Origin of the sequence: Streptomyces sp. NPDC017202 (genome assembly GCF_044331705.1) — a bacterium.
Taxonomy (GTDB): Bacteria; Actinomycetota; Actinomycetes; order Streptomycetales; family Streptomycetaceae; genus Streptomyces.
Genome location: NZ_JBIRNP010000004.1, coordinates 208503 through 233711, shown reverse-complemented (window position 1 = coordinate 233711; position 25209 = coordinate 208503). Strand labels below are relative to the sequence as shown.

The window sequence follows — 25209 nt, the reverse complement described above, 5'->3', positions numbered from 1 at the left end:
GGGGCCTTCGGGCGACCTGCACCCACCTGCGAGATACGTCACGGTCCGGGACGAAAGTCCCGGACCGTGACGTGCGCGGTGTCTACTGGGCGGTATGCCTGAGCACCTCTCGATCCCCCACCCGACGGGCGCGGCGGCCGTCGCCCTCGTCGTGGCGGGAGTCGCCTGGCTGGTCGCGGTGACCGTCCTGCTGCGCCGCGCTCGTCCGGGCGCGGGCGCCTGGGGCTTCCGCGCCGGCGCACGGCGCATGCGGCGCCCGGCCCTGGGCGCGATGCGCCCCGGTCCCGACGCGATGCGCCCGGACACCGGCCCGCGCCGTCCGGGCCTCGTCCGTCCGCCACGCTCGTCGGCCCGGCAGGTCCTCCCCGCCGTCCCGCCCCAGGGGCAGGCGGCACCGCACCGGGAGGCCGTCGAGCTGACCCCGGCGGAGCGGGCCGCCTTCGAGGGTCTCGTACGCCGGCTCAGCGGCGACCGCTGAGCGGAAGCCCGGCGCCCCGGGCGGGGTGCCGGGGGCGGGGTGCCGCAGGTCGGCGGGGCGGGCCGGCGGGGCGGGCCCGGCTCAGGAGACCTGTGCCGCCCGCCGCTCCATCGCCTCGCGGGCCGCGTCCTCGGTGGGATACACCTCGCACATGTGCCGCCCGTCGGGTGTGGCCGTGTGCTCGACCTCCCAGAGGGAGACCTCCCGGCCGTCACGGAGCAGAAATGCGTGCTCGTACAACGCGAAACCGAGGCCGATGCGCCCCGCGCGGCAGGGCCGGCCGAACGCCTGGGTGATCTGGTGCGCGAAGGCCGACCGCAGCAGCGCGGCCGTGTCGGCGCCCGGCCGGTCCGCGTTCTCCGCGCGGCGCAGCAGCCGGCGCGCGTGATCGGCCGAGTCGTCCGGCACGTACACATGCCGGGGGGCGGGGACCGGCGCCAGCTGGACCAGCACCGGCAGTTCGAAGTCCGGCGCGTCCGCCGGGAGCGGCAGCCGCGTCGTGGCGGCCCGCAGCTCCTCCTCGTCGACGTACACCTCGTGCTGCGGTTCGCTGCCGGGGGTGGGGTTGTGGACCAGCTCCCACAGGGTGAGCGCGGAGCCGTCCGACAGCAGCCAGGTGTGCCGGTACGTCTCCCGGTGCAGACCCGCGCTGTGGTGCGCGGAGTGCAGCGAGCTGTCGTGCGCCAGGGCGCAGTCCAGCCGTCTGACGCACTCGTCGGGCAGTTCGAAGGAGTTCAGGGCGCGACCGAGGAGCCGCGCGAGGTGCTCCTCCGGAGTCTCGGGCGACTCGGCTGCTTCGTGCGCTGCCGTCTCGTACGGAACGCTCAAGGTTTCTCCCGGCGTTGCTGCATGTCACCTTGTGGGTGCATACCGTAGCCCCTCGGTCGGACATCATGTCCGGGAACCGAGAAAACGTACGCCGGGAAAACGCGGAAGCCGCGCGAGAAGTTCCCGCGCGGCCCGATGTTCCGTCAGGAACCGCCGGTCGGAGGCCCCTCCCACCGTAACGGGGGCCTCCGACCGTCAGGCCGTGCTCCCCGCGCTTCCCGCGATCCACTCGCTCCACGCCAGGTTCCACCCGTTGAGGCCGTTGTCCGGGGCGACCGTCTTGTCGGGGGAGTTCTTGACGATCACCACGTCACCGACGAGGGAGTTGTCGTAGAGCCACTTGGCGGGGGTGTCGCCCTGCGCGCCCCGCACGTCCGCGAGCCCGACGCAGCCGTGGCTGGTGCCCTCCCGGCCGAAGGGCGGATTGCCCTTGTCGTACCAGTAGTTGCCGTGGATGAAGGTCCCGGACTGCGTCAGACGCATCGCGTGCGGCACGTCCGGGATGTCGTACTCCCCGCCCAGGCCGACCGTCCGGCTGTTCATCCGCGTCTGCGTGAACTTCTCCGTGATCACCATCTGGCCGTTGTACGTCGTGTGCTCGGCGCTGCCCGAGGAGATCGGGACCGTCTTCAGCGTCGTCCCGTCCCGCACCACCGACATGGTCTGGGTACCGACGTCGACCGTGGAGACCTGCGAGCGCCCGATGGTGAAGGTGACCGTCTTCTTCTGCACGCCGTGGACGCCGTCGGCGCCCTGCACGCCGTCCAGGTCGATCTTCATCGTGACCTTGGAGCCGGCCTTCCAGTACTCCTGCGGCCGGAAGTCGAGCCGCTGCGACCCGAACCAGTGCCCGACCACCTGCTGGCCGCTGCTCGACGAGACCGTGATGTGCGACTGCACGGCCTTCTTGTCGTCGATGGCCTTGTCGAAGGTGAAGGACACCGGCATCCCCACCCCCACCGTCGTGCCGTCGTCCGGGGTGTACGTCCCGACGAAGCTGTCGGCCGGGGACACCGTGGTGAAGGCCGAGTCGGCCGCCACCGTCCGGCCGTTCGCGCCCTTCGCGGTCGCCGCTATCTCGTACTTCGTGCCGCGCTCCAGCTGCTCCTTCGGCTTCCAGCTGCTGCCGTCCGCCGCCAGTGAACCCGCCACGACCTGCCGCGTCCCGGCCACCGTCATCCTCACGGTGGTCAGCCGGCCGTCGCTCACCTTCACGCCGGTGCTGTTGATCGACGCCCCCGTCGAACCGTCCTCGGCCGAGATGGTGATCTTCGCGGTGGCCGTACCGGAGGAGTCCTTGCCTCCCCCGCCGTTGTCGTCCTCGGCGTTGGCGCTGCCGCCGCAGGCGGTCAGGGTGAGGGCGCCGACCACCAGGGCGGCACAGGCCCCCAGTGTGCGCCGCGCTGTTCTGTTCGGCGTTGTCACGGTCTGCTCCAGCTTCGTGTGATGTGCGTGTTCCGCTCCAGTACGCCGGTGAAGAGGACCACCACGGCCGCCGGGGTTCCCGTCGTCCGCCCCTGAGGCCGCCGCGTGACAGAACCGGGACAATGACCCCCGCGCCGTGACGATCCGCGGGTCCCTTCCGCCGGCCCTACCGTTTTCCGTACGGCTCCCCGTACAGCTCGCCGTACGACGGCCACGTCCCGCCGGCCGCCGTCACCGACTCCGCGGCGCGCACGGCACGCACGATCGCCCGCGTCACCATGTCCGCGCCCGCCGCCAGGACGTCGTTCAGGGCGAGCGGATGCGCGGTGCCGGCAGGGCCGGTGCCCAGCGGACGCGTGCCGGTCGCCAGCGCGAAGACCGTGTCCCCGTCGTGCAGCAGATGCACCGGCCGCACGGCGCGGGCGATGCCGTCGTGCGCCGTGCCCGCCAGCTTCTGCGCCTGCGCCTTCGTGAGGTCCGCGTCGGTCGCGACCACCGCGAGGGTCGTGTTCAGCGGCGGGGGCGCGCTCGTCGCGGCGCTCTCCGCCAGGCGCCGGCGCGCGGACTCGTGCACCCGCGTCTCCGGATACCGCACCCGCCCCTGGAACAACTCCCCGTACAGCACGCCCGTTTCCGGGTCCGTGACCGAGCCCGCCGCGTTGGCGACCACCAGCGCGGCCACCGTGACGCCCGAGTCGAGCACGATGGCGGCGGTGCCGACGCCGCCCTTCATCGGCCCGACCGCGGCCCCCGTCCCGGCGCCCACACAGCCCTCCGGCACCCGGGCGCCGGGCCCGCTCGCCGCGGCGTCCTCCACCGCGGCCCGGCCCAGCGCGGCGTCCGGCCGGGCCCGGAAGTCGCCGCCGCGCCCCAGGTCGAAGACGCACGCGGCGGGCACCACCGGTACGACGTGCGCGGGGTCCGTGCCGACCGGCACCCCGCGGCCCCGCTCCTCCAGCCAGGCCATCACCCCGGACGCCGCGTCGAGTCCGTAGGCGCTGCCGCCGGTCAGCACGATCGCGTCCACACGCTGCACCACATTGCGCGGATCCAGGGCGTCGGTCTCCTTGGTGCCGGGACCACCGCCACGCACGTCCACGGCGGCCACGGCCCCGCCCTCCGGTGCGAGGACGACCGTGGTGCCGGTCAGCCAGCCGTCACCGGTACGGCCGGCATGCCCCACGTGGATCCCCGCGACATCGGTCAGACCACCGGCTGTCAGAGCGTCAACTGTCATACCGCCCAGTCTCGCGCGCCGCCGTCCCACGCCGCGGCGTCCCGCTCCGGCTCCGGCTCCGGCTCCGGCTCCCGCTCCGGCTCCCGCTCGGGCTCGGGCTCCTGATCGTGTTCCGGCTCCTGCTCCGCCACGTCGCGCCGCCCGGCCGTCCCACGCCGCGGCGTCCCGTTCCGCACGGCGGCCGTGAAGGGGACGTCGTCACCGCCACCGTCACACGGTTCCCCTCACACCACCTCCCCGGCGCCCCGCGGTGCGCCCTCGCGCACGGTCATGCGGGCCGTCAGCGTCGTCCCGACGACCACCGACAGCGCGCACACCAGGCCCGCCGCGAGGACCGCGCGGTCACCGAGGAAGGTGCAGCAGATCACCAGCAGCGCGGCGACCGGCAGCACCATCTGCTGGGCGAGGCCCACCTTGAAGTGGCGGGAGTGCAGCGCCCAGACGGTCAGCAGGTACAGCGCCGTCGGCAGGGTCACCGCCGCCGACGCGGCGAGCGTCGACAGGTGCGCCTCGCCGACCGCCTGCTCGACCGCCACCTCCAGGCCGGCGCCGATCGCGGCGGCCGAGGCGAAGACGACGTAGTGGCCGTAGCCCCACCGGAAGGCCTCCTTGCTGGAGCGCAGCCGGCCGTGGATGGGCACCACGAAGTAGATCCACCAGGCGGAGAAGATGATGAGCAGGCCGCCCGCGGCGATCGGGAGCAGTTCGTCGAGCGCGTCGTTCTCGTCGATGCCGACCTTCACGGCGATTGTGGCCGCGGCGATCGTCTCGCCGAGCACGATGATCGTGAACAGCCCGTAGCGCTCGGCGATGTGGTGCGGGTGCCAGGAGGTCGGGTGGTCCTTCTCCGCGTAGACCGGAACGCTCATCTCCAGCAGCGCCATCACCAGGAACAGCCAGGGTCTGCCGCCCTCGGGCAGGAACAGCAGCCCCAGCCAGCCGATCTGGCAGAGCGCCACACCGACGGCGTACCGCAGGGCCATCGCTCTCTCCGGGCCCTCGCTCGACAGGGCGACGCGCAGCCACTGCGTGGTCAGGGCGAGCCGCATGACCAGGTAGCCCACCACGACGGCCAGCCAGTCGTGGTCCTCGAACGCCCGCGACACCCCGGCGGCCAGGATCAGGACACCGGCGATCTGTATGAGGGTGACGACCCGGTACAGGACGTCGTCGTTGTCGTACGCCGAGGCGAACCAGGTGAAGTTCATCCAGGCCCACCAGATGGCGAAGAAGACCATCGCGTAGTTGAGGATGCCCTCGCCCGCGTGGGACTCCGCGACGGCGTGCACCAGCTGGACGCCCGCCTGGGCGATGGCCACGACGAAACAGAGGTCGAAGAACAGCTCGAGCGGGGAGGCGACGCGGTGGGCCTCGCCCCGTCCGCGAGCGGTGAGCCTGCGCACCGGCTTGGCGTGGGCCGGCACACCGGGGGAGGAAGAGGGTGCCGGGGAGGAAGAGGACGAGGGAGAGGACGGGGACGACGAGGACGACGAGGGAAGGGGACTGGACGTCATGGACCCCAGCACAGCAGATAAACCAGGGAAAATCTTGCCGAGGAGTGCACGGCCGGGAGGCCGGGGCGGCCGCACCTGAAGACCCAGCTCAGAGGGGCTCCGCAGGGTCCGGTGGATGCGGACCCGGGGGCGGCCCGCGACCGACCCCGGCCCGCGTCCCGGCACTCGTCCCGGTCCTCGTTCCGGCCCGCGCCCGGCGCCGTACCCTGGAGGCATGAGCACTCCCGCCGCCCCCGAGCCGCGCGAGCCCAGGGCCGCGCTGATCTTCGACGACCCGCTGGACCGGCAGTCCTCGGACGACACGGACCACGGGTGGGGCGAGCGGCCCGGATCCGCCTCCGACAGCGCGGCCGACCTCAAGCGCTTCCTCGACGAGAAGCCGCCCCACCACATCTGAACCGGGCGGGCCCGGACCGCCGCCCGCGGCTCCCCGCACAGGACCGCTACAGCTGTCGCTGCCCCTCGCCGGGCCCGGAGCCGCGCTGGGCGACCAGGGCGTCGCGGATCTCCTTGAGCACCTCCAGCTCGGTGACCTCGATGATCTCGCGCGTGCCCTCCTTGGCCTTCCGGCGGGCCTCCATCCTCGCCAGGTACTTCGACATCGGCAGGACCATCAGGAAGTAGACGACGGCCGCCGTGATCACGAAGGTCAGCGTCGCGCCGAGCACGGAGCCCCAGAGGATCCGGACCCCCGTCGCGGTGTCGCCGGTGCCGGTGCAGGGGCCCTTGAGGCAGGAGCTGTAACTGTCCAGGTTCTTGGTCCCGACGGCCCCGACCAGCGGGTTGATGACCCCCTTCACCACCGAGTTGACGATGTTGGTGAAGGCCGCGCCGATCACCACGGCCACTGCCAGATCGACGACGTTCCCGCGCATCAGGAAGGCCTTGAAGCCCTGCAAGACGCTCGTCTTTTCGCTCACCTGGGTGACGCTCCTCACATGTACAGGTTGTGGAACAAACAGCTCCGCAACCTACGTCACCCAGATGCGGGCGTGTCCAGTTGGGTGACACCGATGAGGGGCTCGACGGCAGAACCCTTCCGGGGCGGACGGTGAGACTCACCACAAGGTCACCGCCAGCCGGGCCGTGGCACTCGCACCCGCGAGGCGGGCCGCGGTGGACCGGGGCACGGACAGCACGACCAGCGCACCGTCGTCACCGCTCCCCTCGACGCCGAGGTCGGCACCCCGGTCGGAGCCGTCGCCCGAGCCGGCCGGCGGCTCCGGCACCCTCGTCACGAGCGCACCGCGCGCGACCACCCGGGCCTCGCCGTCCCGCACGGCGGGCCGCTCGGCGGGGTCGACGGCGATGACGTCCACCCGGTCACCGGGGCGCAGCAGCCGGACGGTCGCCGCGTCGGCGATCCGCACCGGCGCCCGCACCCTTCCAGCGGTACGACGGTCCTCGGCAGGGGCGCGCGCCGACGACTGCGCGCGGACGTGAGAGCCCCCGCCCGCGTGGGAGCCTCCGCCCGGGTGCCCGCGAGCCGTGTCGCCGTCGCGCGGGCCCGCCGCCACGAGTGCGGCGGCCGTGACGGCGAGGCCGACCGCGAGAGCCCGCCTCCGGGTCCGTACCAGCAGGCGCAGCCGGTGCAGCCCGCCCCGCACCCGCACCGGAGCGAACTGCGGCACCTCGCACGCAGGAGGCACGGGCAGGGACGGGGGCAGGGACGGAGACGGAGGTACGCCGAGAGAAGGAGGGGCGGGAAGAGAAGCGGAGACAGAGGGAGGAGCAGAGACAGGGGAAAGGGAAGGGGAAGGGGAAGGCGCACGAAAGGACAACGGGATCACCACCAGCGACGACGGACGAGCCTGCCCGTCCACGATGGGCCCTGCCGTCGCCGCCCGCCCGAGCCGGTGGATCACCGCCCGACTGTGGACAACTCCCTCACCCGAACGATGAGTTCCACCCCCGGCGCCCAGGGTCCCCGCGCCCAAGCCCGCGGCGCCCAGAAGCCCCGCGCCCAAGCCCGCGGCGCCCAGGGATCCTCCGGGCGCCCAGGGATCCCGCCCCCTACGGCAGCTCGAACCCCGGATTCAGCCCGCCCAGCGCGTTCACGCACAGACAGTTCCGCTCCTCGGCGGTGGGCAGCGCGGCCACCGCGTCGAACAGGACGCCCCGCAGCCGGTCCACGTTGGCCGCGAACACCTGCAGCACCTCCTCGTGGGAGACGCCCTCACCCGTCTCGGCCCCCGCGTCCAGGTCCGTGACCAGCGTCAACGACGTGTAGCAGAGTTCCAGTTCACGGGCGAGAGCCGCCTCGGGGTGGCCCGTCATGCCCACCACCGACCAGCCCTGCGCCTGGTGCCACAACGATTCCGCGCGGGTGGAGAAGCGGGGCCCCTCGATCACGACGAGCGTTCCGCCGTCCACCGGCTCCCACTCCCGCCCGCGCGCCGCCTTCAGCGCGGCCGAGCGGCCGGTGGGGCAGTAGGGGTCGGCCAGGGACACGTGCACCACGTTGGGCACCGAGCCGTCGGGCAGCGGCAGTCCGTCGAAGTAGGTGCCCGGCCTCGACTTCGTCCGGTCGACCAGCTGGTCCGGCACCAGCAGCGTCCCGGGGCCGTACTCGGCGCGCAGACCGCCCACCGCGCACGGGCCGAGGACCTGGCGCACGCCGACCGAGCGCAGCGCCCACAGGTTGGCCCGGTAGTTGATCCGGTGGGGCGGCAGATGGTGACCGCGGCCGTGCCGGGGCAGGAAGGCGACCCGTCGGCCGGCGACGTCACCGAGGAAGAGGGAGTCGCTGGGCGGCCCGTAGGGGGTGTCCACCTGGATCTCGGTCACGTCGTCCAGGAACGAGTAGAAGCCCGAGCCGCCGATTACACCGATCTCTGCGTTCGCCATGACCAGCACAGTAGCGGGCGCCGCCGACGCCCCGGATCCGACTCCGGAATCCCGGCGGCTCCCCGCGCCACCGACCGGCCGCCCCGCCCGCCGACCGGCCGCTCCCCGGACCGACCGGCCGCTCCCCGGACCGGCCGGCCGCTCCCCGGACCGGCCGACCACCCGGACCCGCTGGCCGACCACCCGGCCCGACCGGCCGATGACACGGAAACACCGAGGGCCCCACCGTCGTACGACGGCAGGGTCCCGGAAGGGGGTCTTACGCGGCGGAGGTGCCCGCCGAGGTGCCGGAGCCGGCCGGCTTCGAGTCCGAGGAGGACGACGAAGCGGTCGAGGACGCCGAGGACGTCGACGACTTGGAGGTCGAGGACGCCGGCGAGCTGCTCGACGAGGAGCCGCGGCTGTCGTTCCGGTAGAAGCCGGAGCCCTTGAAGACGATGCCGACGGCGGAGAACACCTTCTTGAGGCGGCCACCGCAGTTGGGGCACTCGGTCAGGGCGTCGTCGGTGAACTTCTGCACCGCCTCGAGGCCCTCGCCACACTCGGTGCACTGGTACTGGTAGGTCGGCACTGTCTTCCTCCTGGCACTCTCACTCAATGAGTGCTAACGACGGTCCATACTGACGCATTCCCCGGGATCAGTCCACTGTGACCGGCGAGCGGTGACCGACGCCACGTGCGACGGTACGTCCCCGCGGGCGCGCCACCAGCCGCGAACGCAGTGCCAGCAGAGTCCCCAGGGCCAGGACCGTACCGGCCAGCGGCACCAGGAAACCCGCGCCGCCCCAGAAGCGGTCCTCCAGCTGACCGGCGGCGGTGACGGCCGCCGCCTGGCCGAGCGCCACCGCGCCGGTGAGCCAGGTGAACGCCTCGGTGCGCGCGCCCGCCGGGACCAGGCCCTCGACCAGCGTGTAGCCGGTGATCAGCGCGGGTGCGATGCACATGCCGACCAGGAGGCCGAGGCCGGCCAGCAGCGGCACGGAGTGCGCCGCCCACAGGCCGGAGGCCGTCAGGGCCAGCGCCGCGTACCCGACGACCAGACGGCGCTGCGGGGCCGCCTTCCAGGCGACGGCGCCGCAGACCAGGCCGGAGATCATGTTGCCGGCGGCGAAGGTGCCGTACAGGACGCCGTTCAGGCCGGGCTCGCCGATCGACTCGGTGAACGCGGCCAGCGAGACCTGCATGCCGCCGAAGACCGAACCGATGCCGAGGAAGGCCGCGATCAGCACGCGCACCCCGGGGATCCGCAGGGCGGAGGCGTGTTCCACGCGCGCGTGCCCGTCGACGGCGACCGGCGGCTGGGTGCCCTTCCGCGCGGCGAACAGCAGACCGCCGAACAGGGTCAGCGAGGCCTCCGCCACCAGTCCGGCGGCCGGGTTCACGGCGGTGCACAGGGCGGTCGCCAGGAGCGGGCCGACCACGAAGGTGAGTTCGTCCGTGACGGACTCGAAGGCGGCCGCCGTGGTCATCAGGGGCGAGCCCTTCAGCTTCGCGCCCCAGCGGGCCCGCACCATCGGGCCGACCTGCGGGACCGAGGCGCCGGTGGGCACGGCCGCCGCGAACAGCGCCCACAGCGGGGCGTGGGCCAGCGCCAGCGTCGTCAGGGCCAGCCCCGAGGCCGCGTGCACCAGGACGCCGGGGACCAGCACGGCGCGCTGGCCGTGACGGTCGGCGAGACGGCCGGTGAAGGGCGCGCACAGCGCCATGGAGACACCGGTGACGGCCGCGGCGGCGCCCGCCGCGCCGTAGGAGCCGGTGGTGTGCTGCACGAGCAGCACGATGGAGATGGTGAGCATCGCGAACGGCTGCCGCGCGGCGAAACCGGGCAGCAGGAACGTCCAGGCGCCGCGGGTGCGCAGCAGCTGCCCGTACCCCGGGCGGGGCGCGGCCGACGAGTCCTTCGACGGCTCGGAGGTGACCGTGGATGCCACGGCCCGTGCCTTTCTGCCGCCTGGTAGCGCGACCCCTCGTGTGTCCGGGCGGCGCCGAGAGCTGTCCTCTTGCGCGCACTGCGGTAGATACCGGTGCCCATTCGGGAGGTGTTCCGGCCGCCATACGGTCGCGCCAGCTCTGCGTCAGGCAGAGTTGGTTCGATCAAGGTGTGCCTTCATCGTACAGGGATCACTGTCCGCCGCACCTGTGAAAGTGAGCACCATGAGCGGCCGTACCTCCGAATGAAGGGGGTGTGAACGGTACGAAACCTGCACTTAACGCGCGCCGGGACGCGTCCTCACCCCGGAACGCGTCCTCACCCCGGGACCCGTCCTCGCCGCCGGAACGCGCCCTCACCGGGTGTCCGCGCCGTCCGTGCCCAGCCAGTCGGCCAGTTTGCCGCCGCGGCCCACGGCGCGCAGCCGCCGCTCGGCCGCGTCCCGGACCGGGTCGGTGGCCACGACCAGGAGCTCGTCGCCGCGCCGCAGCACCGTCGTCGGCAGCGGCACGAAGGAGGTGCCCTCGCGCACGACGAGGGTGACGGCCGCCCCGGCGGGCAGCCGCAGCTCGTTGACCTCGACGCCGTGCATCCTGGAGCCCTCGGGGATCGCCACCGACAGCAGGTGCCCGCGCAGCCGCTCCAGCGGCGCCGACTCGATGCCGAGGTCGGCGGCCTCGGAGTCCTCGCCCAGCCGCAGCTTGCGCGCCAGCCAGGGCAGCGTCGGCCCCTGGATCAGGGTGTAGACGACGACCAGGACGAAGACGATGTTGAAGATCCGGCGACTGCCCTCGATGCCGCTCACCATGGGGATCGTCGCCAGGATGATGGGGACCGCGCCGCGCAGTCCGGCCCAGGACATGAGCGTCTGCTCCTGCCAGGGCACGCGGAACGGCGTCAGGCAGAGCACGACGCTCAGCGGGCGCGCCACCATGGTCAGCACCAGGCCGATGACGAGCGCCGGCACCACGTCGTCGCCCAGTTCGTGCGGGGTCACCAGCAGGCCGAGCAGGACGAACATGCCGATCTGGGCGATCCAGCCGAGTCCGTCGGCGAAGCCGCGGGTGGCGGGCCAGTGCGGGAGCTTCGCGTTGCCCATGACCATGGACGCCAGGTACACGCCGAGGAAGCCGCTGCCGTGCGCCAGGGCGCCCGCCGCGTACGCCGTGACCGCGATCGCCATGACGGCGATCGGGTAGAGGCCGGAGGCGGGCAGGGCCACGTGCCGCAGCCCCCACGAGCCCAGCCAGCCGACCGCGAGGCCGACGGCGGCGCCGATGACCAGCTCCAGCGCTATCTCGCCCAGCAGCACGTACCAGTGCTCGACGGGGCCGACGGTCGAGAAGGCGACGACCAGGATGACGACCGGGGCGTCGTTGAAGCCGGACTCGGCCTCCAGGGTGCCCGTCACGCGCGCGGGGAGCGGGATCCTGCGCAGCACGGAGAAGACCGCCGCCGCGTCCGTGGAGGACACCACCGCGCCGATGATGAGCGCCTGCCGCCACTCCAGCCCGACGAGGTGGTGGGCGGCCGAGGCGGTGACGCCGACGCTCACCGCGACCCCGGCCAGCGCCAGTACGGAGGAGGCGGGCAGGGCCGGCCGGATCTCCTTCCACTTCGTGCCGAGGCCGCCCTCGGCCAGGATCACGACCAGGGCCGCGTAGCCGATGACCTGGGTCATCTCGGCGTTGTCGAAGTGGATGTCGCCGATGCCGTCCTGGCCCATGAGGACGCCGATGCCGAGGTACACGAGCAGGCTGGGGAGCCCGCTGCGCGAGGAGATCCGGACCGCTGCGACGGCGACGAGCAGGACGAGCGAGCAGACGAGCAGGAGCTGGTTGAGGTGGTGGACAGTCAGCGGCGGTTCCCTTCGCTGGTCCGCGCGTCTCGCGCGCGGGACGCACACGTACATCGGACACGACGCGGTGGCGTCACGGACCCGATTACTTCGTTACCTTACCTAACTCTTGACGATTTCTTGACGCTCGCCGTCCGGAGATCGAACGTCCTTGCGCGCCGGTTACCGACTCCGCGTCAAGTGGCGCGGACCCCTGCGCCTATGGTTGCTCCAGCGCTCATTCACAGTCATGGCCCGACCTGCCGCTCGCGTTAGGACAGCAAGGACAGCGATGCCCCCCAACACCACCGCCACAACGGGTGACAAGCCCGCCAAGTCCGGCAGGAAGAAGGGGCGCAAAGCCCGACTTATCGTCCTCGTCCTGGTTCTGGCCCTCATCGGAGGCGTCGCGTACGGCGGTTACTGGTCCATCAGTACCGTCCGCGCCTCCTTCCCGCAGACCAAGGGTTCGATCACGCTCGACGGCCTGTCCGGGCCGGTGGACGTGAAGCGGGACGGCTACGGCATCCCGCAGATCTACGCGTCCTCCGACGAGGACCTGTTCATGGCGCAGGGATTCGTCCAGGCGCAGGACCGGTTCTACGAGATGGACGTGCGCCGGCACATGACGTCCGGCCGCCTGTCGGAGATGTTCGGCAAGAGCCAGGTCGACAACGACGAGTTCCTGCGCACCCTCGGCTGGGACCGGATCGCCGAGCAGGAGTACGAGAAGGAGCTCTCGGCCGACACCAAGAAGTACCTTCAGGCGTACGCGAAGGGCGTCAACGCCTACCTCCGGGGCAAGGACGGCGAGGACATCTCGCTGGAGTACGCGGCGCTCGGGTTCACCAACGACTACAAGCCCGCCGAGTGGACGCCCGTCGACTCGGTCTCCTGGCTGAAGGCGATGGCCTGGGACCTGCGCGGCAACATGCAGGACGAGATCGACCGCGCCCTGCTGACCAGCCGCCTCGGCCCGCAGCAGATCATCGACCTGTACCCGCAGTACCCGTACGACCGCAACAAGCCGATCGTCCAGGAGGGCCAGTACGACGAGCTGTCCGAGACGTTCGAGCAGAGCGGCTCCGGCGGCTCCGGCGGTTCGGACGGCTCCGGTGACTCGGGTGACTCCGGCTCCTCCGCGGACGGCTCCTCCGCGGACGGCACGACCGGCGGCACCGGCACCGGCACCTCCTCCGGCACCGGCACCGGCACCGGCTCGTCCGGCTCGGCCCTGGAGAGCCAGCTCGCGGGCCTCTACGACGTCCTGGACGACCTGCCCACGGCGGTCGGCGTGAACGGCAACGGCATCGGCTCCAACTCCTGGGTCGTCGCCGGCGAGCACACCATCACCGGCAAGCCGCTGCTGGCCAACGACCCGCACCTGTCGGCCTCGCTGCCGTCCGTCTGGTACCAGATGGGCCTGCACTGCCGCAAAGTCTCCGCCGCGTGCCAGTACGACGTCTCCGGCTACACCTTCGCGGGCATGCCCGGCGTGATAATCGGCCACAACGCGGACATCGCCTGGGGCATGACCAACTCCGGCGTCGACGTCACCGACCTCTACCTGGAGAAGCTGTCCGGCGACGGCTACCTCTACGACGGCAAGGTCAAGCCCTTCCTCACGCGCGAGGAGACCATCAAGGTCGCCGGCGGCGCCGCGAAGAAGATCGTCGTCCGGCAGACCGCCGACAAGATGCCCCTGTTGTCCGACCGCAGCGACGAACTGGTCAAGGTCGGCAGGAAGGCCACCGTCGACGACGGCGCCCCCGACCGCGGCAACGGCTACGCGGTCGCCCTGAAGTGGACGGCGCTGGAGCCTGGCAACACCATGGACGCGGTGTTCGCCATGAACAAGGCGGCCGACTGGGACGGCTTCCGCAAGGCGGCCGAGAAGTTCGACGTGCCCTCGCAGAACCTCGTCTACGCCGACACCAAGGACAACATCGGCTACCAGTTGCCCGGAAAGATCCCCACGCGCGCCAAGGGGCTCGACGGCTCGGTCCCGACCCTGGGCTGGGAGTCGAAGGACAAGTGGGGCGACGACTACCTGGACTTCGACGAGCTGCCCTACGAGTACAACCCGGAGCGCGGCTACATCGTCACCGCCAACCAGGCCGTGGTCGACCCGGAGAAGTACCCCTACACGCTCACCACGGACTGGGGCTACGGCACCCGCAGCCAGCGGATCACCAACCTGATCAAGCAGAAGATCAAGGGCGGCGGCAAGGTCTCCACCGACGACATGCGCCAGATGCAGACGGACAACACCAGCGAGATCGCGAACATGCTGGTGCCGACGCTGCTGAAGATCAACCTGGACGACCCGGACGTCCGTGAGGCGCAGGACCTGCTCCAGGGCTGGGACCGCACGCAGGACGCCGACTCCGCCGCGGCCGCCTACTTCAACGCGGTGTGGCGCAACGTCCTCAAGCTGGCCTTCGGCCACAAGCTGCCCAAGGAACTGCGGGTCGAGGGCCAGTGCCTGTGGGTCGACCCGGTCGACACCACCGGTCCGGTCGACGACAAGGACAAGGTCCGCGAGTGCGGGCAGCGCGACGGCGACCAGGCGCAGCCGGACGGCGGCGACCGCTGGTTCGAGGTCGTGCGCAACCTCATGGAGAAGCCCGACAGCGACTGGTGGACGACGCCCGAGGTGGGCACCCGCCCCGGTGCCGAGAAGGACCGTGACGCGCTGTTCGAGCGCGCCATGATCGACGCCCGCTGGGAGCTGACCGCCAAGCTCGGCAAGGACATCGACTCCTGGAGCTGGGGCCGGCTGCACCGCCTGTTCCTGAAGAACCAGACCCTGGGCACCAGCGGCCCCGGCTTCCTCCAGTACCTCCTCAACCGCGGTCCGTGGAAGCTCGGCGGCGGCGAGGCGGCGGTGGACGCGACCGGCTGGAACGCCGCGGGCGGCTACGACGTCGTGTGGGTGCCGTCGATGCGGATGGTGGTCAACCTCGACGACCTCGACAAGTCGAAGTGGATCAACCTCACCGGCGCCTCCGGGCACGTCTTCAGCGCCCACTACACCGACCAGACGGACAAGTGGGCCAAGGGCGAGCTGCTCGACTGGTCGTTCAAGGCCAAGGCGGTCGACGACAGCACGACCGACACCCTCGTGCTGAAGCCGTGAACCGGTGAACAAGGGGAAGGGGCCCTCCACGCGCGCGCGTGGAGGGCCCCTTCCCGTTCGCCCGTCAGCCGGTGAGGCGCCGCACGCCCGACGGCGTCACCACGGCGTCGACCGGCCGGTCGTGCGGTTCCTCCCGGAGGTGCTCGACGACCTCGCCGTCGTACAGCAGCACCACCAGGGAGGGATCCGCGCCCGCGCGTTCCAGCCGCGCCAGCACGCGGTCGTACGATCCGCCGCCGCGGCCCAGGCGCACGCCGCGCGCGTCGACGGCGAGACCCGGCAGCAGCACCACGTCGGCGTCCGTCACGGCGTCGGGTCCCAGCCGTTCGCCCGCGGGCTCGAAGAGGGTCATCCTTCCGCCGTGCCGGACCCGCGCGAGAGACCCCTCGCCGGTGTAGGCGCCCCAGTCGAGGTCGTTGTCGGGCAGCAGCGCGGGGAGCAGGACCCGCACGCCCCGTGCGAGCAGCGCGTCCAGCAGCGCGAGCGTGCCCGGCTCGCTGCCCACGGAGACGTACGCCGCGACGGTCCGCGCGGCGGCCAACTCCGGGATTTCCAGGGCGCGCGCGGCGAGCAGAGTGGCGGTTTCCCGCAGGTCGTCCGTCGTCAACCTGTTCCTCACCGTGATGAACTCTCGCCGCAACATACGTTTGTGAGACTCTGCTCCGCCTTCGGTGTGGCTCATGTGTGGCTCCCGCGCGATTCCCGTACGCTCATATGATCATGAATTAACCGGAGCTACAGATACCTCACATAGCCACCGGATAAGGTTCCCGACATGACTCAGTCGCACCCCAGGATCAGCAAGGCTGTCATCCCCGCAGCCGGCCTCGGCACCCGGTTCCTGCCGGCGACCAAGGCCACTCCCAAGGAGATGCTGCCGGTCGTGGACAAGCCCGCGATCCAGTACGTGGTCGAGGAGGCCGTCTCCGCCGGTCTCGACGACGTCCTCATGATCACCGGGCGCAACAAGCGCCCGCTCGAGGACCACTTCGACCGCAACTACGAACTGGAGTCGGCGCTTCAGAAGAAGGGCGACGCCGCCCGCCTGGCCAAGGTCCAGCAGTCCAGCGACCTGGCGACCATGCACTACGTGCGGCAGGGCGACCCCAGGGGACTCGGGCACGCGGTGCTCTGCGCGGCCCCGCACGTCGGGCAGGAGCCCTTCGCCGTCCTCCTGGGCGACGACCTGATCGACCCCCGCGACCCGCTGCTCCAGCAGATGATCGAGGTGCGGGAGCGGCACGGCGGCAGCGTCGTCGCCCTCATGGAGGTCGCCCCCGAGCAGATCCACCTCTACGGCTGCGCGGCCGTGGAGGACACCACGGACGGCGACGTCGTCAAGGTGACCGGCCTGGTGGAGAAGCCGGAGCCGGCGGACGCCCCGTCGAACTACGCGATCATCGGACGCTACGTCCTCGACCCGGCCGTCTTCGACATACTGCGCCGCACCGAGCCCGGGCGCGGCGGCGAGATCCAGCTCACCGACGCCCTCCAGCAGCTCGCGCAGGACGAGAAGGCCGGCGGCCCGGTGCACGGCGTCGTCTTCAAGGGCCGCCGCTATGACACGGGCGACCGCGGCGACTATCTGCGTGCCATTGTCAGACTCGCGTGCGAACGTGAGGATCTGGGACCGGACTTCCGGTCCTGGCTTCGCCGTTACGTCACCGAGGAGATGCAACAGCCTTGAGCACCGCCGCGCCCCGCACCGCCGGACAGGACCGTCTGTGGTCGGTGGACGAGCACCTGGAGGACATCCTCGCCACCGTCCGCCCCCTGGAACCCATCGAGCTGCGACTGCCCGATGCCCAGGGCTGCGTCCTGGTCGAGGACGTCATAGTGCCCCTCTCGCTGCCGCCCTTCGACAACAGCTCGATGGACGGGTACGCGGTACGGGTCGCGGACGTCGCCGGCGCGAGCGAGGAGTACCCGGCCGTCCTGGAGGTCGTCGGGGACGTCGCCGCCGGCCAGGCCGACCTCCTGCACGTCGGGCCGGGACAGGCCGCCCGGATCATGACCGGGGCCCCGCTGCCGCCCGGCGCCGAGGCCGTCGTTCCGGTGGAGTGGACCGACGGGGGCCTCGGCGAGGGACCGGTCGACGGGATGCGCGCCCGCAGCCTCGCCCCCGAGCAGGCCTCGGGGCAGGTCCGCGTGCACCGCTCCGCCGAGGCCCGCGCGCACGTGCGCGCCCAGGGCAGCGACGTGAAGGCCGGTGACCGCGCCCTGGAGGCCGGCACCGTCCTCGGCCCGCCGCAGATCGCCCTGCTCGCCGCCGTCGGACGCGGCACGGCCCGGGTCCGCCCGCGCCCGCGCGTGGTCGTGCTGTCCACGGGCAGCGAACTCGTGCAGCCCGGCGAGGAACTGCGCGGCGGCCAGATCTACGACTCCAACAGCTTCGCCCTCACCGCCGCCGCCCGCGACGCCGGCGCCATCGCCTACCGGGTGGGCGCGGTCGCCGACGACGCCGAGACCCTCCGCTCCACCATCGAGGACCAACTGGTCCGCGCCGACCTGGTGGTCACCACCGGCGGCGTGAGCGTCGGGGCGTACGACGTCGTCAAGGAGGCCCTGTCGCACGTCGGGGACGAGGACGAGGCGGGCAGCGGCATCGACTTCCGCAAGCTCGCCATGCAGCCCGGCAAGCCCCAGGGCTTCGGCTCCATCGGCCCCGACCACACCCCGCTGCTGGCCCTGCCCGGCAACCCGGTGTCGTCGTACGTCTCCTTCGAGCTGTTCGTGCGGCCCGCGATCCGCACCCTCATGGGACTCGCGGACGTCCACCGGCCCACCACCCGCGCGAAGCTCGTCGCGGACCGGGCGCTGTCCTCGCCGAAGGGGCGCCGGCAGTTCCTGCGCGCGACCTGCGCCGAGGGCACCGTGCGCCCGGTGGGCGGCGCCGGCTCGCACCTGGTCGCGGCCCTCGCGCACGCCGACTCGCTCATCGTCGTCCCCGAGGACGTGGAGTCCGTCGAGCCGGGGACCGAGGTCGAGGTCGTCCTGCTCGGCTGAGCGCACCCGCGGGCGCGGGTCCGCAGGCCGGTCCTGGTCCGCTGCGGGCCCCCGCATGGGGGTACCGTGTCGCGCACAACACGCCCGGAGCGGGAGCGCCACACCACCATGACTGTGCCTTCCCGGGGGAAGACCCCCGGACCCCCTGTGCAGGACCGACTGACGCACATCGACGAGGCGGGCGCCGCCCGCATGGTCGACGTGTCCGGCAAGGACGTGACGGCGCGGACGGCGCGGGCCAGCGGGCGCGTCGTCGTCTCGCCCCGCGTGGTCGAGCTGCTGCGCGGCGAAGGGGTGCCCAAGGGGGACGCGCTGGCCACCGCCCGGATCGCGGGCATCATGGGCGCCAAGCGCACGCCCGACCTCATCCCCCTGTGCCACCCCCTGGCCGTCTCCGGTGTGAAACTGGACCTGTCGGTCGCGGACGACGCCGTCGAGATCACCGCCACGGTGCGGACCACGGACCGCACGGGCGTCGAGATGGAGGCCCTCACCGCGGTCTCCGTCGCCGCGCTCACCGTGATCGACATGGTGAAGGCGGTCGACAAGGGAGCGGTCATCACGGACGTGCGGGTCGAGGAGAAGACGGGCGGCAAGTCGGGCGACTGGAGCCGGCCGTGAGCGCCGCGCCGTACCGCGCGCTGGTCGTGACGGCCTCCAACCGCGCCTCGGCCGGTGTCTACGAGGACCGGGGCGGCCCGCTGATCGCCGACGGCCTCACGGGCTTCGGGTTCGCCGTGGACGGGCCGCGGGTCGTGCCCGACGGAGACCCGGTGGAAGCCGCCCTGCGCGCCGCCGTGGCGGCCGGCTACGACGTGGTCGTCACCACCGGGGGCACCGGCATCTCGCCCACCGACCGCACCCCCGAGGCCACCCGCGCGGTGATCGACCACGAGGTGCCGGGCATCGCCGAGGCCATCAGGGCGCACGGCCGCCAGAAGGTGCCCACCGCGTCGCTGTCGCGGGGCCTGGCCGGCGTGGCGCAACGCACACTGATCGTCAATCTGCCGGGTTCCACCGGCGGGGTCAGGGACGGGCTGGCCGTCCTGGAGCCCCTGCTGGTGCACGCCGTGGACCAGCTCCGCGGCGGTGACCACCCCGGACCCGGCGCCGGCCCCGGGGGTGCGAGCTGAACAGCCCGTCCTGGCCCGTCGAACTGACGGAGGGCGACATCGTCCTGCGGCCGATAAAGCTGCGCGACCAGCGGGCCTGGCGCGAGGTCAACCGGCGCAACCGGGACTGGCTGCGGCCCTGGGAGGCGACCATCCCGCCGCCCGCGCCGAGCGGGCCGGTCACACACCGGCCGACCTACCGGCAGATGGTCCGCCATCTGCGGTCCGAGGCGAACGCGGGCCGGATGCTGCCGTTCGTCATCGAGTACCAGGGACGGCTGGTCGGGCAGTTGACGGTCGCCGGGATCACCTGGGGGTCCATGTGCTCGGGGCACGTCGGCTACTGGGTGGACGAGTCGGTGGCCGGCCGCGGGGTGATGCCGACGGCCGTGGCGATGGCCGTGGACCACTGTTTCCGCAGGGTCGGGCTGCACCGCGTCGAGGTCTGCATTCGGCCCGAGAACGGGCCCAGCCGCCGGGTGGTGGAGAAACTCGGATTCCGTGAGGAGGGTCTGCGGCCGCGTTATCTCCACATCGACGGGGCCTGGCGCGACCATCTCGTGTTCGCGCTCACGGCCGAGGAGGTGCCCGAGGGCCTGCTCAGCCGCTGGCGGCGCAATCGTCCGCGAAGCGCGCCCCGTGACCCGCAGAACACCCGGGGGAATCCCGCGAACCCCGGAAATTGAATAAGTGTTCGAAAATGGCCGTCCGGTGACCGTCTGGGGCGCTGAATTCACCGCTCCGGTGGCCTGTTGATCGGATCGGTCGCAAAAAAAGCTCGAAATATCAGCCGGATCGTGCGACACACCGGCTCAATTGGCGGATGGCCTCACGTAAACCCCTCTACCGTGTGAGGGGTGAGCAGCAGCGGCCTGATCTACGCAGTCATCGTCGGGGCCTGGGCCGCCTACTTGGTGCCGATGTGGCTCCGTAGGCAGGACGAGCTGAACGAGGCCCGTCCGACCGAACGCTTCAGCACCGCCATCCGGCTTCTGTCCGGACGGGCGGGCATGGAGCGCCGGTACGCCAAGGACCTGCGGGCGCGCTCCGCCGAGGAGGAGGAGCCCGACGCCGACGCGCCGGACATCCCCACCGAATCGGTGGACGTCCGGGCCTTCGCCATGCCCCCGGCCCGGCCCCAGGTCACGGCGCCGGTCCAGGAGCGCGAGCAGGCCCGCCCGGAGTCGGCCCGCGAGCAGCCCCGTTCCGAGCCGGCCCGCGAGCACTCCGCCAGGGCGGCCCGTGAGCAGCCGGCCGGGCCCGCGCAGGAATCCGGCACCGGGCCGGCGCATCCGCGCGTGCCCGAGACGCGGCGCGCGCCCTCCGCGCCGGCGGCCTCCACCGCCGAATCCGCGCAGGCGCAGGCGGCCGCGGCGCGCGCCCGGCGCTCGAAGGTCCTCGCGCGCCGCAGGCGCACCACCGTCGTCCTCTTCCTCGCCTTCACCCTCGGCGCGATCGTCGCCGCCGTCGGCGGACTCGCGTTCCTGTGGGCGCCCGGCGTGCCCGCCGTCCTGCTCAGCGGATACATCGCCCACCTGCGCTCCCAGGAGCGCCGCCGGTTCGCGTACCAGATGGACCGCAGGCAGGCCGAGGCCGCCGCCCAGCGGCTGCGTGAGCGGCAGCCGCGCCGACGGGCGTCCGCCCCGGCCGCGCACGGCTCCGGCTCCGCCTCCGTCGACTCCGGCCTCGACGCCGGCGCAGAGGAGCCGCACGAGGGCCCCGAGGCCGAGACCGACCCGGGCCTGGTGGCGCTCGCCGCGGACCGCAGGGCGCTCGTCGAGCAGACCGACCACGCCGAGTGGGTCGACCAGCAGCGCGAACGCCAGCGGCGGCCCGGCCACGGCGACAGCTGGGACCCGGTGCCGGTGCCGCTGCCGACGTACGTGACCGCGCCGGTCGCGCCGCGGGCCACCTCCGACGTGGACCTCGGGGCGCCGGACACCTGGAGCTCGGCCCGGTCCAGCACCGTCGCGCCCGAGCACGAGGCGGCCGACGAGACGCCCGACCGGGACGCCGCGGACGGCGCGGAGGAGGGGCCGGACGGGGACGCGGGACGGGCCGAGGACGGCGAGCGCAGCGACGCGCGCCGTGCCGCGTCGGCCCGGCGCTCGCGCGAGCGGGGCCGCACGCCGCTGTTCGACCAGTACGAGGACGGCGAGCGGCCGCGGGCCGCCAACGAGTGAGCGGCGACGCGGATCGGGCGACGCGTGGGCGATGCCGTGTCCGCGGTGGTCGGGGGCCCGGGGAGCGGATTTCCGAGCACCCCGACGGGGATGCTAGAGTTTCACTCGTTGCAAGGGCCTGTGGCGCAGTCCGGTAGCGCACCTCGTTCGCATCGAGGGGGTCTGGGGTTCAAATCCCCACAGGTCCACACAACATGAAGGCCCGTTCCTGATATCAGGAACGGGCCTTCTGCCATGTGCTGGTGCGACCCGGAAGCCGGCACGGAGCCCCCGCCGGTGAGGTCGGCGGGGGCTCCGTCGGGTGCGAGGGTCAGCCGTGCTGGGGCGGGCGGGTCGGCCAGCGGGTCGTCTCGCCGAAGAAACCGTCGATGGCGACGGCCTCGCCGGCGGCCCGGGCCTCCCGGTAGACGTGCAGGCCCACCGCGAGGTCGAGGACGCCGAGGCCGAACGGGGAGAAGATCACCGGCTTGTCGGTGCCGGTGCTCACCTGGCCGCGGATGTGCTGGGCGAGGGTGCCGGTGACGAAGTCGCGGTTGCCGTACTTCTGTTCCGCGAGGTGCGGCGAGGTGTCGGCCTTCAGACAGTGGTCGACGTCGTCGACGACGTTGTAGGCGTCGTGGATCAGCTCGGGGCCGATGTCCCTGAGGGAGATGTTCAGCACGACCTGACCGGGGGCGAACGCGCCCGCGTCCAGCACGTACGGCTCCGCCGCCGTCGTCGCGAACACCACGATGTCGGCCTTGAGCAGGGCGACTTCGAGGCTCGCGGTGGTCGACGTGCGGTAGCCGAGGTGGTCGTCGGCGTGGGCGGCGAGGGCCTCGGCGTACTCGGGGACCTTGTCGTGGACCGTGACGCCGCCGAACTGCCAGCCCTGCGCGGCGAAGAACTCCAGGATGTTGCGGGCGATGATGCCGCCGCCGATCACCGACAGGTGCCCGGCGGTGCGGGAGCCGGAGAGCTGCTCGGCGGCCAGGACCGCGGAGGCGGCCGTACGGGCGGCGCTGATCTGGGAGGCCTCCAGGAGGGCGAAGGGGTAGCCGGTGGCGTAGTCGTTCAGCAGCAGGGCGGCGCTGGCGCGGGGGATGCCGTCGGCGATGTTCTGCGGGAACGAGCCGATCCACTTGATGCCGGCCACGTCGTGCTCGCCGCCCAGGTAGGCGGGGAGCGCGATGATGCGGGCGTCCGGCTTGTCGGGGAAGCGCAGGAAGTAGCTGTCGGGGTTGACCGAGTCGCCGTCGTCGTGCGCCAGGTAGGTGGAGCGCACCTCGCGCACGATCTCGGGACGGGAGCGGGCGATGACCTCGCGGGCCGTGGTGCCGCCGACCACGCTGAACTCGAACACGGGGGTGCCTTCCGTCGGATGGGTGGGGGTCATCGGCCCGCGGCCGCGCGTTCCGGGGCCGTGCGGGCCGCGGCGTGGTCGCCGGACGTGGCCGGGCGGGACGCGCGCAGGAACTTCGGGGCCGCCCAGTTGGCGTTGCCGAGCAGGAGCATCACCGAGGGCAGCAGGACCGCCCGGACCAGGGTGGCGTCCAGCAGGACCGCGACCGCGAGGCCGACGCCGAGCTGCTTGAAGTCCTGCATCTCCAGCGTCCCGAAGACCGCGAAGACGGCGACCATGATCAGACCGGCGCTGGTGACGACGCCCGCGGTGGTGCGGATGCCGTGCGCGATGGCGTCACGGGTGGTGGCGCCGCGGTCGTAGGCCTCGCGGATCCGGGAGACCACGAACACGTGGTAGTCCATCGAGAGGCCGAACAGCACCACGAAGACGAACAGCGGCATCCAGGACTCGACCGCGCCGATGCCCTCCGTGCCGACCACGGACGCGCCCCAGCCGTGCTGGAAGACGGCCGTCATCACGCCGTAGGCGGCGCCCACCGAGAGCAGGTTGAGGAGGATCGAGGTGAGGGCGATGACGGGGGAGCGGAAGGAGAACAGCATCAGCAGGAAGGTCACGCCGAGGACGAAGGCGAAGACCGGGACGATGCTCTTCTTCAGCTGGTCGTTGTAGTCGACGGAGAAGGCGAGGTCGCCGCGGACCAGGGCGGTGGTGCCGGCGACCTTGCCGACGGTGTCCGGGACGAGGGTCTCGCGCAGGGTGGTGAGGGCCTCCTTGGACGTGGCGTCGGAGCCGTTCCCGGCCAGCGGGACGCTCAGCTCGGCGATGTTCTCCTTCGCGTGGACGGTGACGTCGATGGACTTGCCGGTCCGGCCGGAGGCCACAGCCTTGGCCTGGAAGTCGGCGATGGCCCGCTTCATCTCCGCGGAGTCGATGTCGGCGGACTTGACGATGACGCTCGCGGGTGCCGGTGAACCGGGGAAGTCCTTCTCGATCTGCTGGGAGACGACCACGGTCGGGTTGTCCTCGGGCAGCAGCTTGTCGGTGCCGAGCTTCTCCGTCTTCATGCCGAGCGCGGGCGCGGCCAGGGCGAGCAGGAACGCGGCGGCGAGCAGGGCGAAGACGGCGGGGCGGGCCAGGACGCCGCGCAGCAGGACGCTGTCGCGCCGCGGGGTGCCGGTGGCGGCGCGGCGGGCCCGGCGGCGGCCCAGGAACGGGATGCGGCCGGCGCCGATCCGGTCGCCGAGCATGGCCATCAGGGCGGGCAGGACGGTCATGGAGCCGAGGACGGCGATGACGACGACCTCGATGGTGGCGATGGCGAAGCCCTCGAAGACGGTCAGCCCGGACAGGAACATGCCGGCCATGGCGACGCAGACGGTGACGCCGGAGATCAGCACGGAGTGGCCGGAGGTGGCCGCGGCGATCTGCAGCGCGGTGGCGTTGTCGCGGCCCGCCTCGCGCTCCTCGCGCTGGCGGCGCAGGTAGAAGAGGCAGTAGTCGACGCCGACGGCCAGACCCATCAGGAACATCATGGAGTTGGTCATGCCGTCGACCGGCACCACGTGGCTGGTCAGGGCGAGCAGGCCGAGCGCGCCGACGCAGGCCGTCACGGCGAGCGCGATCGGCAGCAGGGCGGCGACCAGCGCGCCGAACACGGCGAGCAGGATGCCCAGCGAGACCGGCAGCGCGGTGTACTCGGCGCGCACGAAGTCCTCGCCGAGGCTGTCGTTGATGGACTTCAGGCCGGTGGCCGCGCCGTACTGACCGAGCGTCACGTCGGCGTGGGCGGCGTCCGTCTTCTCCACCGCGTCGATGACCGGCTGGACGCGGTCGGCGGCGGTGTCCGGGTCGCCCTTGACGTCGTACGTGATGAGCACGGCGTGCTTGTCGGCGGAGACCAGCTTCGTGGTGTCGGGGGTGCGGACGCGGGTGACGAGGCCGGTGGCCTCCAGGGCGTCGGCGGTGTCGGCGACCGCCTTGGTGAACCGGGGGCTGTCGGCGGTGAGTTCGTCGCTGCGGACGTAGACCAGCTCGCCGGCGGGTTCGGTCAGCCCGGCGTCCTGGAGGATGCGCTCGGCGCGGCCCGAGTCGCCGGTTCCGTAGTCGGCCTCGGTGAGGTTGACCTGGCCCGCCGAGCTGCCCAGCGTCATCACCAGAACGACCAGGACGAGCCAGCCGAACACCGCGGTCTTCCGGTGTTCGGCACTCCACCTGCCGAGTGCGGCTGCGAGGTTCCGTTTGGCTGCCATTTTCGCTTCTTCTCTCCTGCGGCATGGGGGGTGCGGGGTTCCGGGAAAAAGCTTGGCGTGCGCTCACGGGCATTCGTAG

General features: G+C 72.2%; 22 protein-coding genes and 1 tRNA gene. 10 read left to right on the top strand and 13 right to left on the bottom strand.

The features are described from left to right. Positions 1–94: 94 nt before the first annotated feature. Positions 95–478 carry a hypothetical protein gene (locus ACH4N1_RS11085; RefSeq protein ID WP_398096267.1) on the top strand — a complete coding sequence of 128 codons (384 nt, stop codon included), beginning with the start codon at positions 95–97 and terminating at the stop codon, positions 476–478. 81 nt (positions 479–559) lie between these two features. Here ACH4N1_RS11085 and ACH4N1_RS11080 read toward each other — a convergent pair whose 3' ends face one another. The 4 genes from ACH4N1_RS11080 to ACH4N1_RS11065 form a co-directional block, all read right to left on the bottom strand. Continuing rightward, on the bottom strand, positions 560–1306 hold the full coding sequence (locus ACH4N1_RS11080) for a DUF6227 family protein (RefSeq protein WP_398096266.1): 747 nt from the start codon (positions 1304–1306) through the stop codon (positions 560–562). 195 nt (positions 1307–1501) lie between these two features. Beyond that, on the bottom strand, positions 1502–2731 hold the full coding sequence (locus tag ACH4N1_RS11075; RefSeq protein WP_398096264.1) for an Ig-like domain-containing protein: 1230 nt from the start codon (positions 2729–2731) through the stop codon (positions 1502–1504). A 166-nt stretch (positions 2732–2897) separates the two neighbouring features. Beyond that, positions 2898–3968: a P1 family peptidase gene (locus ACH4N1_RS11070; protein WP_398096263.1), complete on the bottom strand. Its 1071-nt coding sequence runs from the start codon at positions 3966–3968 to the stop codon at positions 2898–2900. Positions 3969–4192: 224 nt separating this feature from the next. Next, on the bottom strand, positions 4193–5482 hold the full coding sequence (locus ACH4N1_RS11065; RefSeq protein ID WP_398096261.1) for a low temperature requirement protein A: 1290 nt from the start codon (positions 5480–5482) through the stop codon (positions 4193–4195). A 214-nt stretch (positions 5483–5696) separates the two neighbouring features. On the opposite strand from ACH4N1_RS11065, the gene ACH4N1_RS11060 reads away from it, so the two are divergent. Continuing rightward, a complete protein-coding gene (locus tag ACH4N1_RS11060) occupies positions 5697–5879 on the top strand; it encodes a hypothetical protein (protein ID WP_398096260.1) in 183 nt (60 codons plus the stop codon). Between the two features lie 46 nt (positions 5880–5925). Here ACH4N1_RS11060 and mscL read toward each other — a convergent pair whose 3' ends face one another. The 6 genes from mscL to ACH4N1_RS11030 all read right to left on the bottom strand — a co-directional run bounded on the left by mscL (position 5926) and on the right by ACH4N1_RS11030 (position 12171). After that, positions 5926–6402: a large conductance mechanosensitive channel protein MscL gene (gene mscL, locus ACH4N1_RS11055; protein WP_398096258.1), complete on the bottom strand. Its 477-nt coding sequence runs from the start codon at positions 6400–6402 to the stop codon at positions 5926–5928. A 138-nt stretch (positions 6403–6540) separates the two neighbouring features. Beyond that, positions 6541–7113 carry an RcpC/CpaB family pilus assembly protein gene (locus ACH4N1_RS11050; RefSeq protein WP_398096256.1) on the bottom strand — a complete coding sequence of 191 codons (573 nt, stop codon included), beginning with the start codon at positions 7111–7113 and terminating at the stop codon, positions 6541–6543. Positions 7114–7495: 382 nt separating this feature from the next. Beyond that, on the bottom strand, positions 7496–8329 hold the full coding sequence (locus ACH4N1_RS11045; protein WP_398096254.1) for an S-methyl-5'-thioadenosine phosphorylase: 834 nt from the start codon (positions 8327–8329) through the stop codon (positions 7496–7498). Between the two features lie 259 nt (positions 8330–8588). Further along, positions 8589–8900, bottom strand: coding sequence for an FmdB family zinc ribbon protein (locus ACH4N1_RS11040; protein WP_366057258.1), 312 nt, complete (start codon positions 8898–8900; stop codon positions 8589–8591). Between the two features lie 67 nt (positions 8901–8967). Next, the gene (locus ACH4N1_RS11035; protein WP_398096253.1) at positions 8968–10260 is read right to left on the bottom strand and encodes an MFS transporter; all 1293 of its coding nucleotides are present in this window, start codon (positions 10258–10260) and stop codon (positions 8968–8970) included. Between the two features lie 354 nt (positions 10261–10614). Then, positions 10615–12171: a potassium/proton antiporter gene (locus ACH4N1_RS11030; protein WP_398096252.1), complete on the bottom strand. Its 1557-nt coding sequence runs from the start codon at positions 12169–12171 to the stop codon at positions 10615–10617. A gap of 217 nt (positions 12172–12388) precedes the next feature. On the opposite strand from ACH4N1_RS11030, the gene ACH4N1_RS11025 reads away from it, so the two are divergent. Then, positions 12389–15235 (top strand): penicillin acylase family protein, encoded by a 2847-nt coding sequence (locus ACH4N1_RS11025; protein WP_398096251.1) that lies wholly within the window; start codon positions 12389–12391, stop codon positions 15233–15235. A gap of 64 nt (positions 15236–15299) precedes the next feature. Here the strand turns inward: ACH4N1_RS11025 and ACH4N1_RS11020 are convergent, their stop codons facing one another. Beyond that, entirely contained in the window at positions 15300–15917 is a 618-nt protein-coding gene (locus ACH4N1_RS11020; protein ID WP_398096249.1) for a 5-formyltetrahydrofolate cyclo-ligase, read from the bottom strand. Between the two features lie 93 nt (positions 15918–16010). Here ACH4N1_RS11020 and galU point away from each other — a divergent pair, with 93 nt between their 5' ends. The 7 genes from galU (at position 16011) to ACH4N1_RS10985 (ending at position 21724) form a co-directional block, all read left to right on the top strand. Then, entirely contained in the window at positions 16011–16922 is a 912-nt protein-coding gene (galU, locus tag ACH4N1_RS11015) for a UTP--glucose-1-phosphate uridylyltransferase GalU (protein ID WP_398096248.1), read from the top strand. Then, positions 16919–18241, top strand: a complete 1323-nt coding sequence (gene glp, locus ACH4N1_RS11010; RefSeq protein ID WP_398096247.1) for a gephyrin-like molybdotransferase Glp — start codon at positions 16919–16921, stop codon at positions 18239–18241. Before galU ends, glp begins: the two co-directional genes overlap by 4 nt. A 108-nt stretch (positions 18242–18349) precedes the next feature. After that, positions 18350–18862: a cyclic pyranopterin monophosphate synthase MoaC gene (gene moaC, locus ACH4N1_RS11005; RefSeq protein WP_363086626.1), complete on the top strand. Its 513-nt coding sequence runs from the start codon at positions 18350–18352 to the stop codon at positions 18860–18862. Continuing rightward, on the top strand, positions 18859–19374 hold the full coding sequence (locus tag ACH4N1_RS11000; protein WP_398096246.1) for a molybdenum cofactor biosynthesis protein B: 516 nt from the start codon (positions 18859–18861) through the stop codon (positions 19372–19374). Before moaC ends, ACH4N1_RS11000 begins: the two co-directional genes overlap by 4 nt. After that, positions 19371–20039, top strand: a complete 669-nt coding sequence (locus tag ACH4N1_RS10995) for a GNAT family N-acetyltransferase (RefSeq protein WP_398096674.1) — start codon at positions 19371–19373, stop codon at positions 20037–20039. The genes ACH4N1_RS11000 and ACH4N1_RS10995 overlap by 4 nt, the downstream gene beginning before the upstream one ends. A 171-nt stretch (positions 20040–20210) precedes the next feature. Then, positions 20211–21536 carry a gephyrin-like molybdotransferase receptor GlpR gene (glpR, locus tag ACH4N1_RS10990; RefSeq protein WP_398096244.1) on the top strand — a complete coding sequence of 442 codons (1326 nt, stop codon included), beginning with the start codon at positions 20211–20213 and terminating at the stop codon, positions 21534–21536. 114 nt (positions 21537–21650) lie between these two features. Then, positions 21651–21724: transfer RNA gene (locus tag ACH4N1_RS10985), tRNA-Ala, on the top strand. 122 nt (positions 21725–21846) lie between these two features. Here ACH4N1_RS10985 and sbnB read toward each other — a convergent pair. Then, positions 21847–22878: a 2,3-diaminopropionate biosynthesis protein SbnB gene (sbnB, locus tag ACH4N1_RS10980; protein ID WP_398096242.1), complete on the bottom strand. Its 1032-nt coding sequence runs from the start codon at positions 22876–22878 to the stop codon at positions 21847–21849. 29 nt (positions 22879–22907) lie between these two features. Continuing rightward, complete coding sequence (locus tag ACH4N1_RS10975; RefSeq protein ID WP_398096240.1) at positions 22908–25130, bottom strand: MMPL family transporter; 2223 nt, start codon at positions 25128–25130, stop codon at positions 22908–22910. Between the last annotated feature and the right edge of the window lie 79 nt (positions 25131–25209).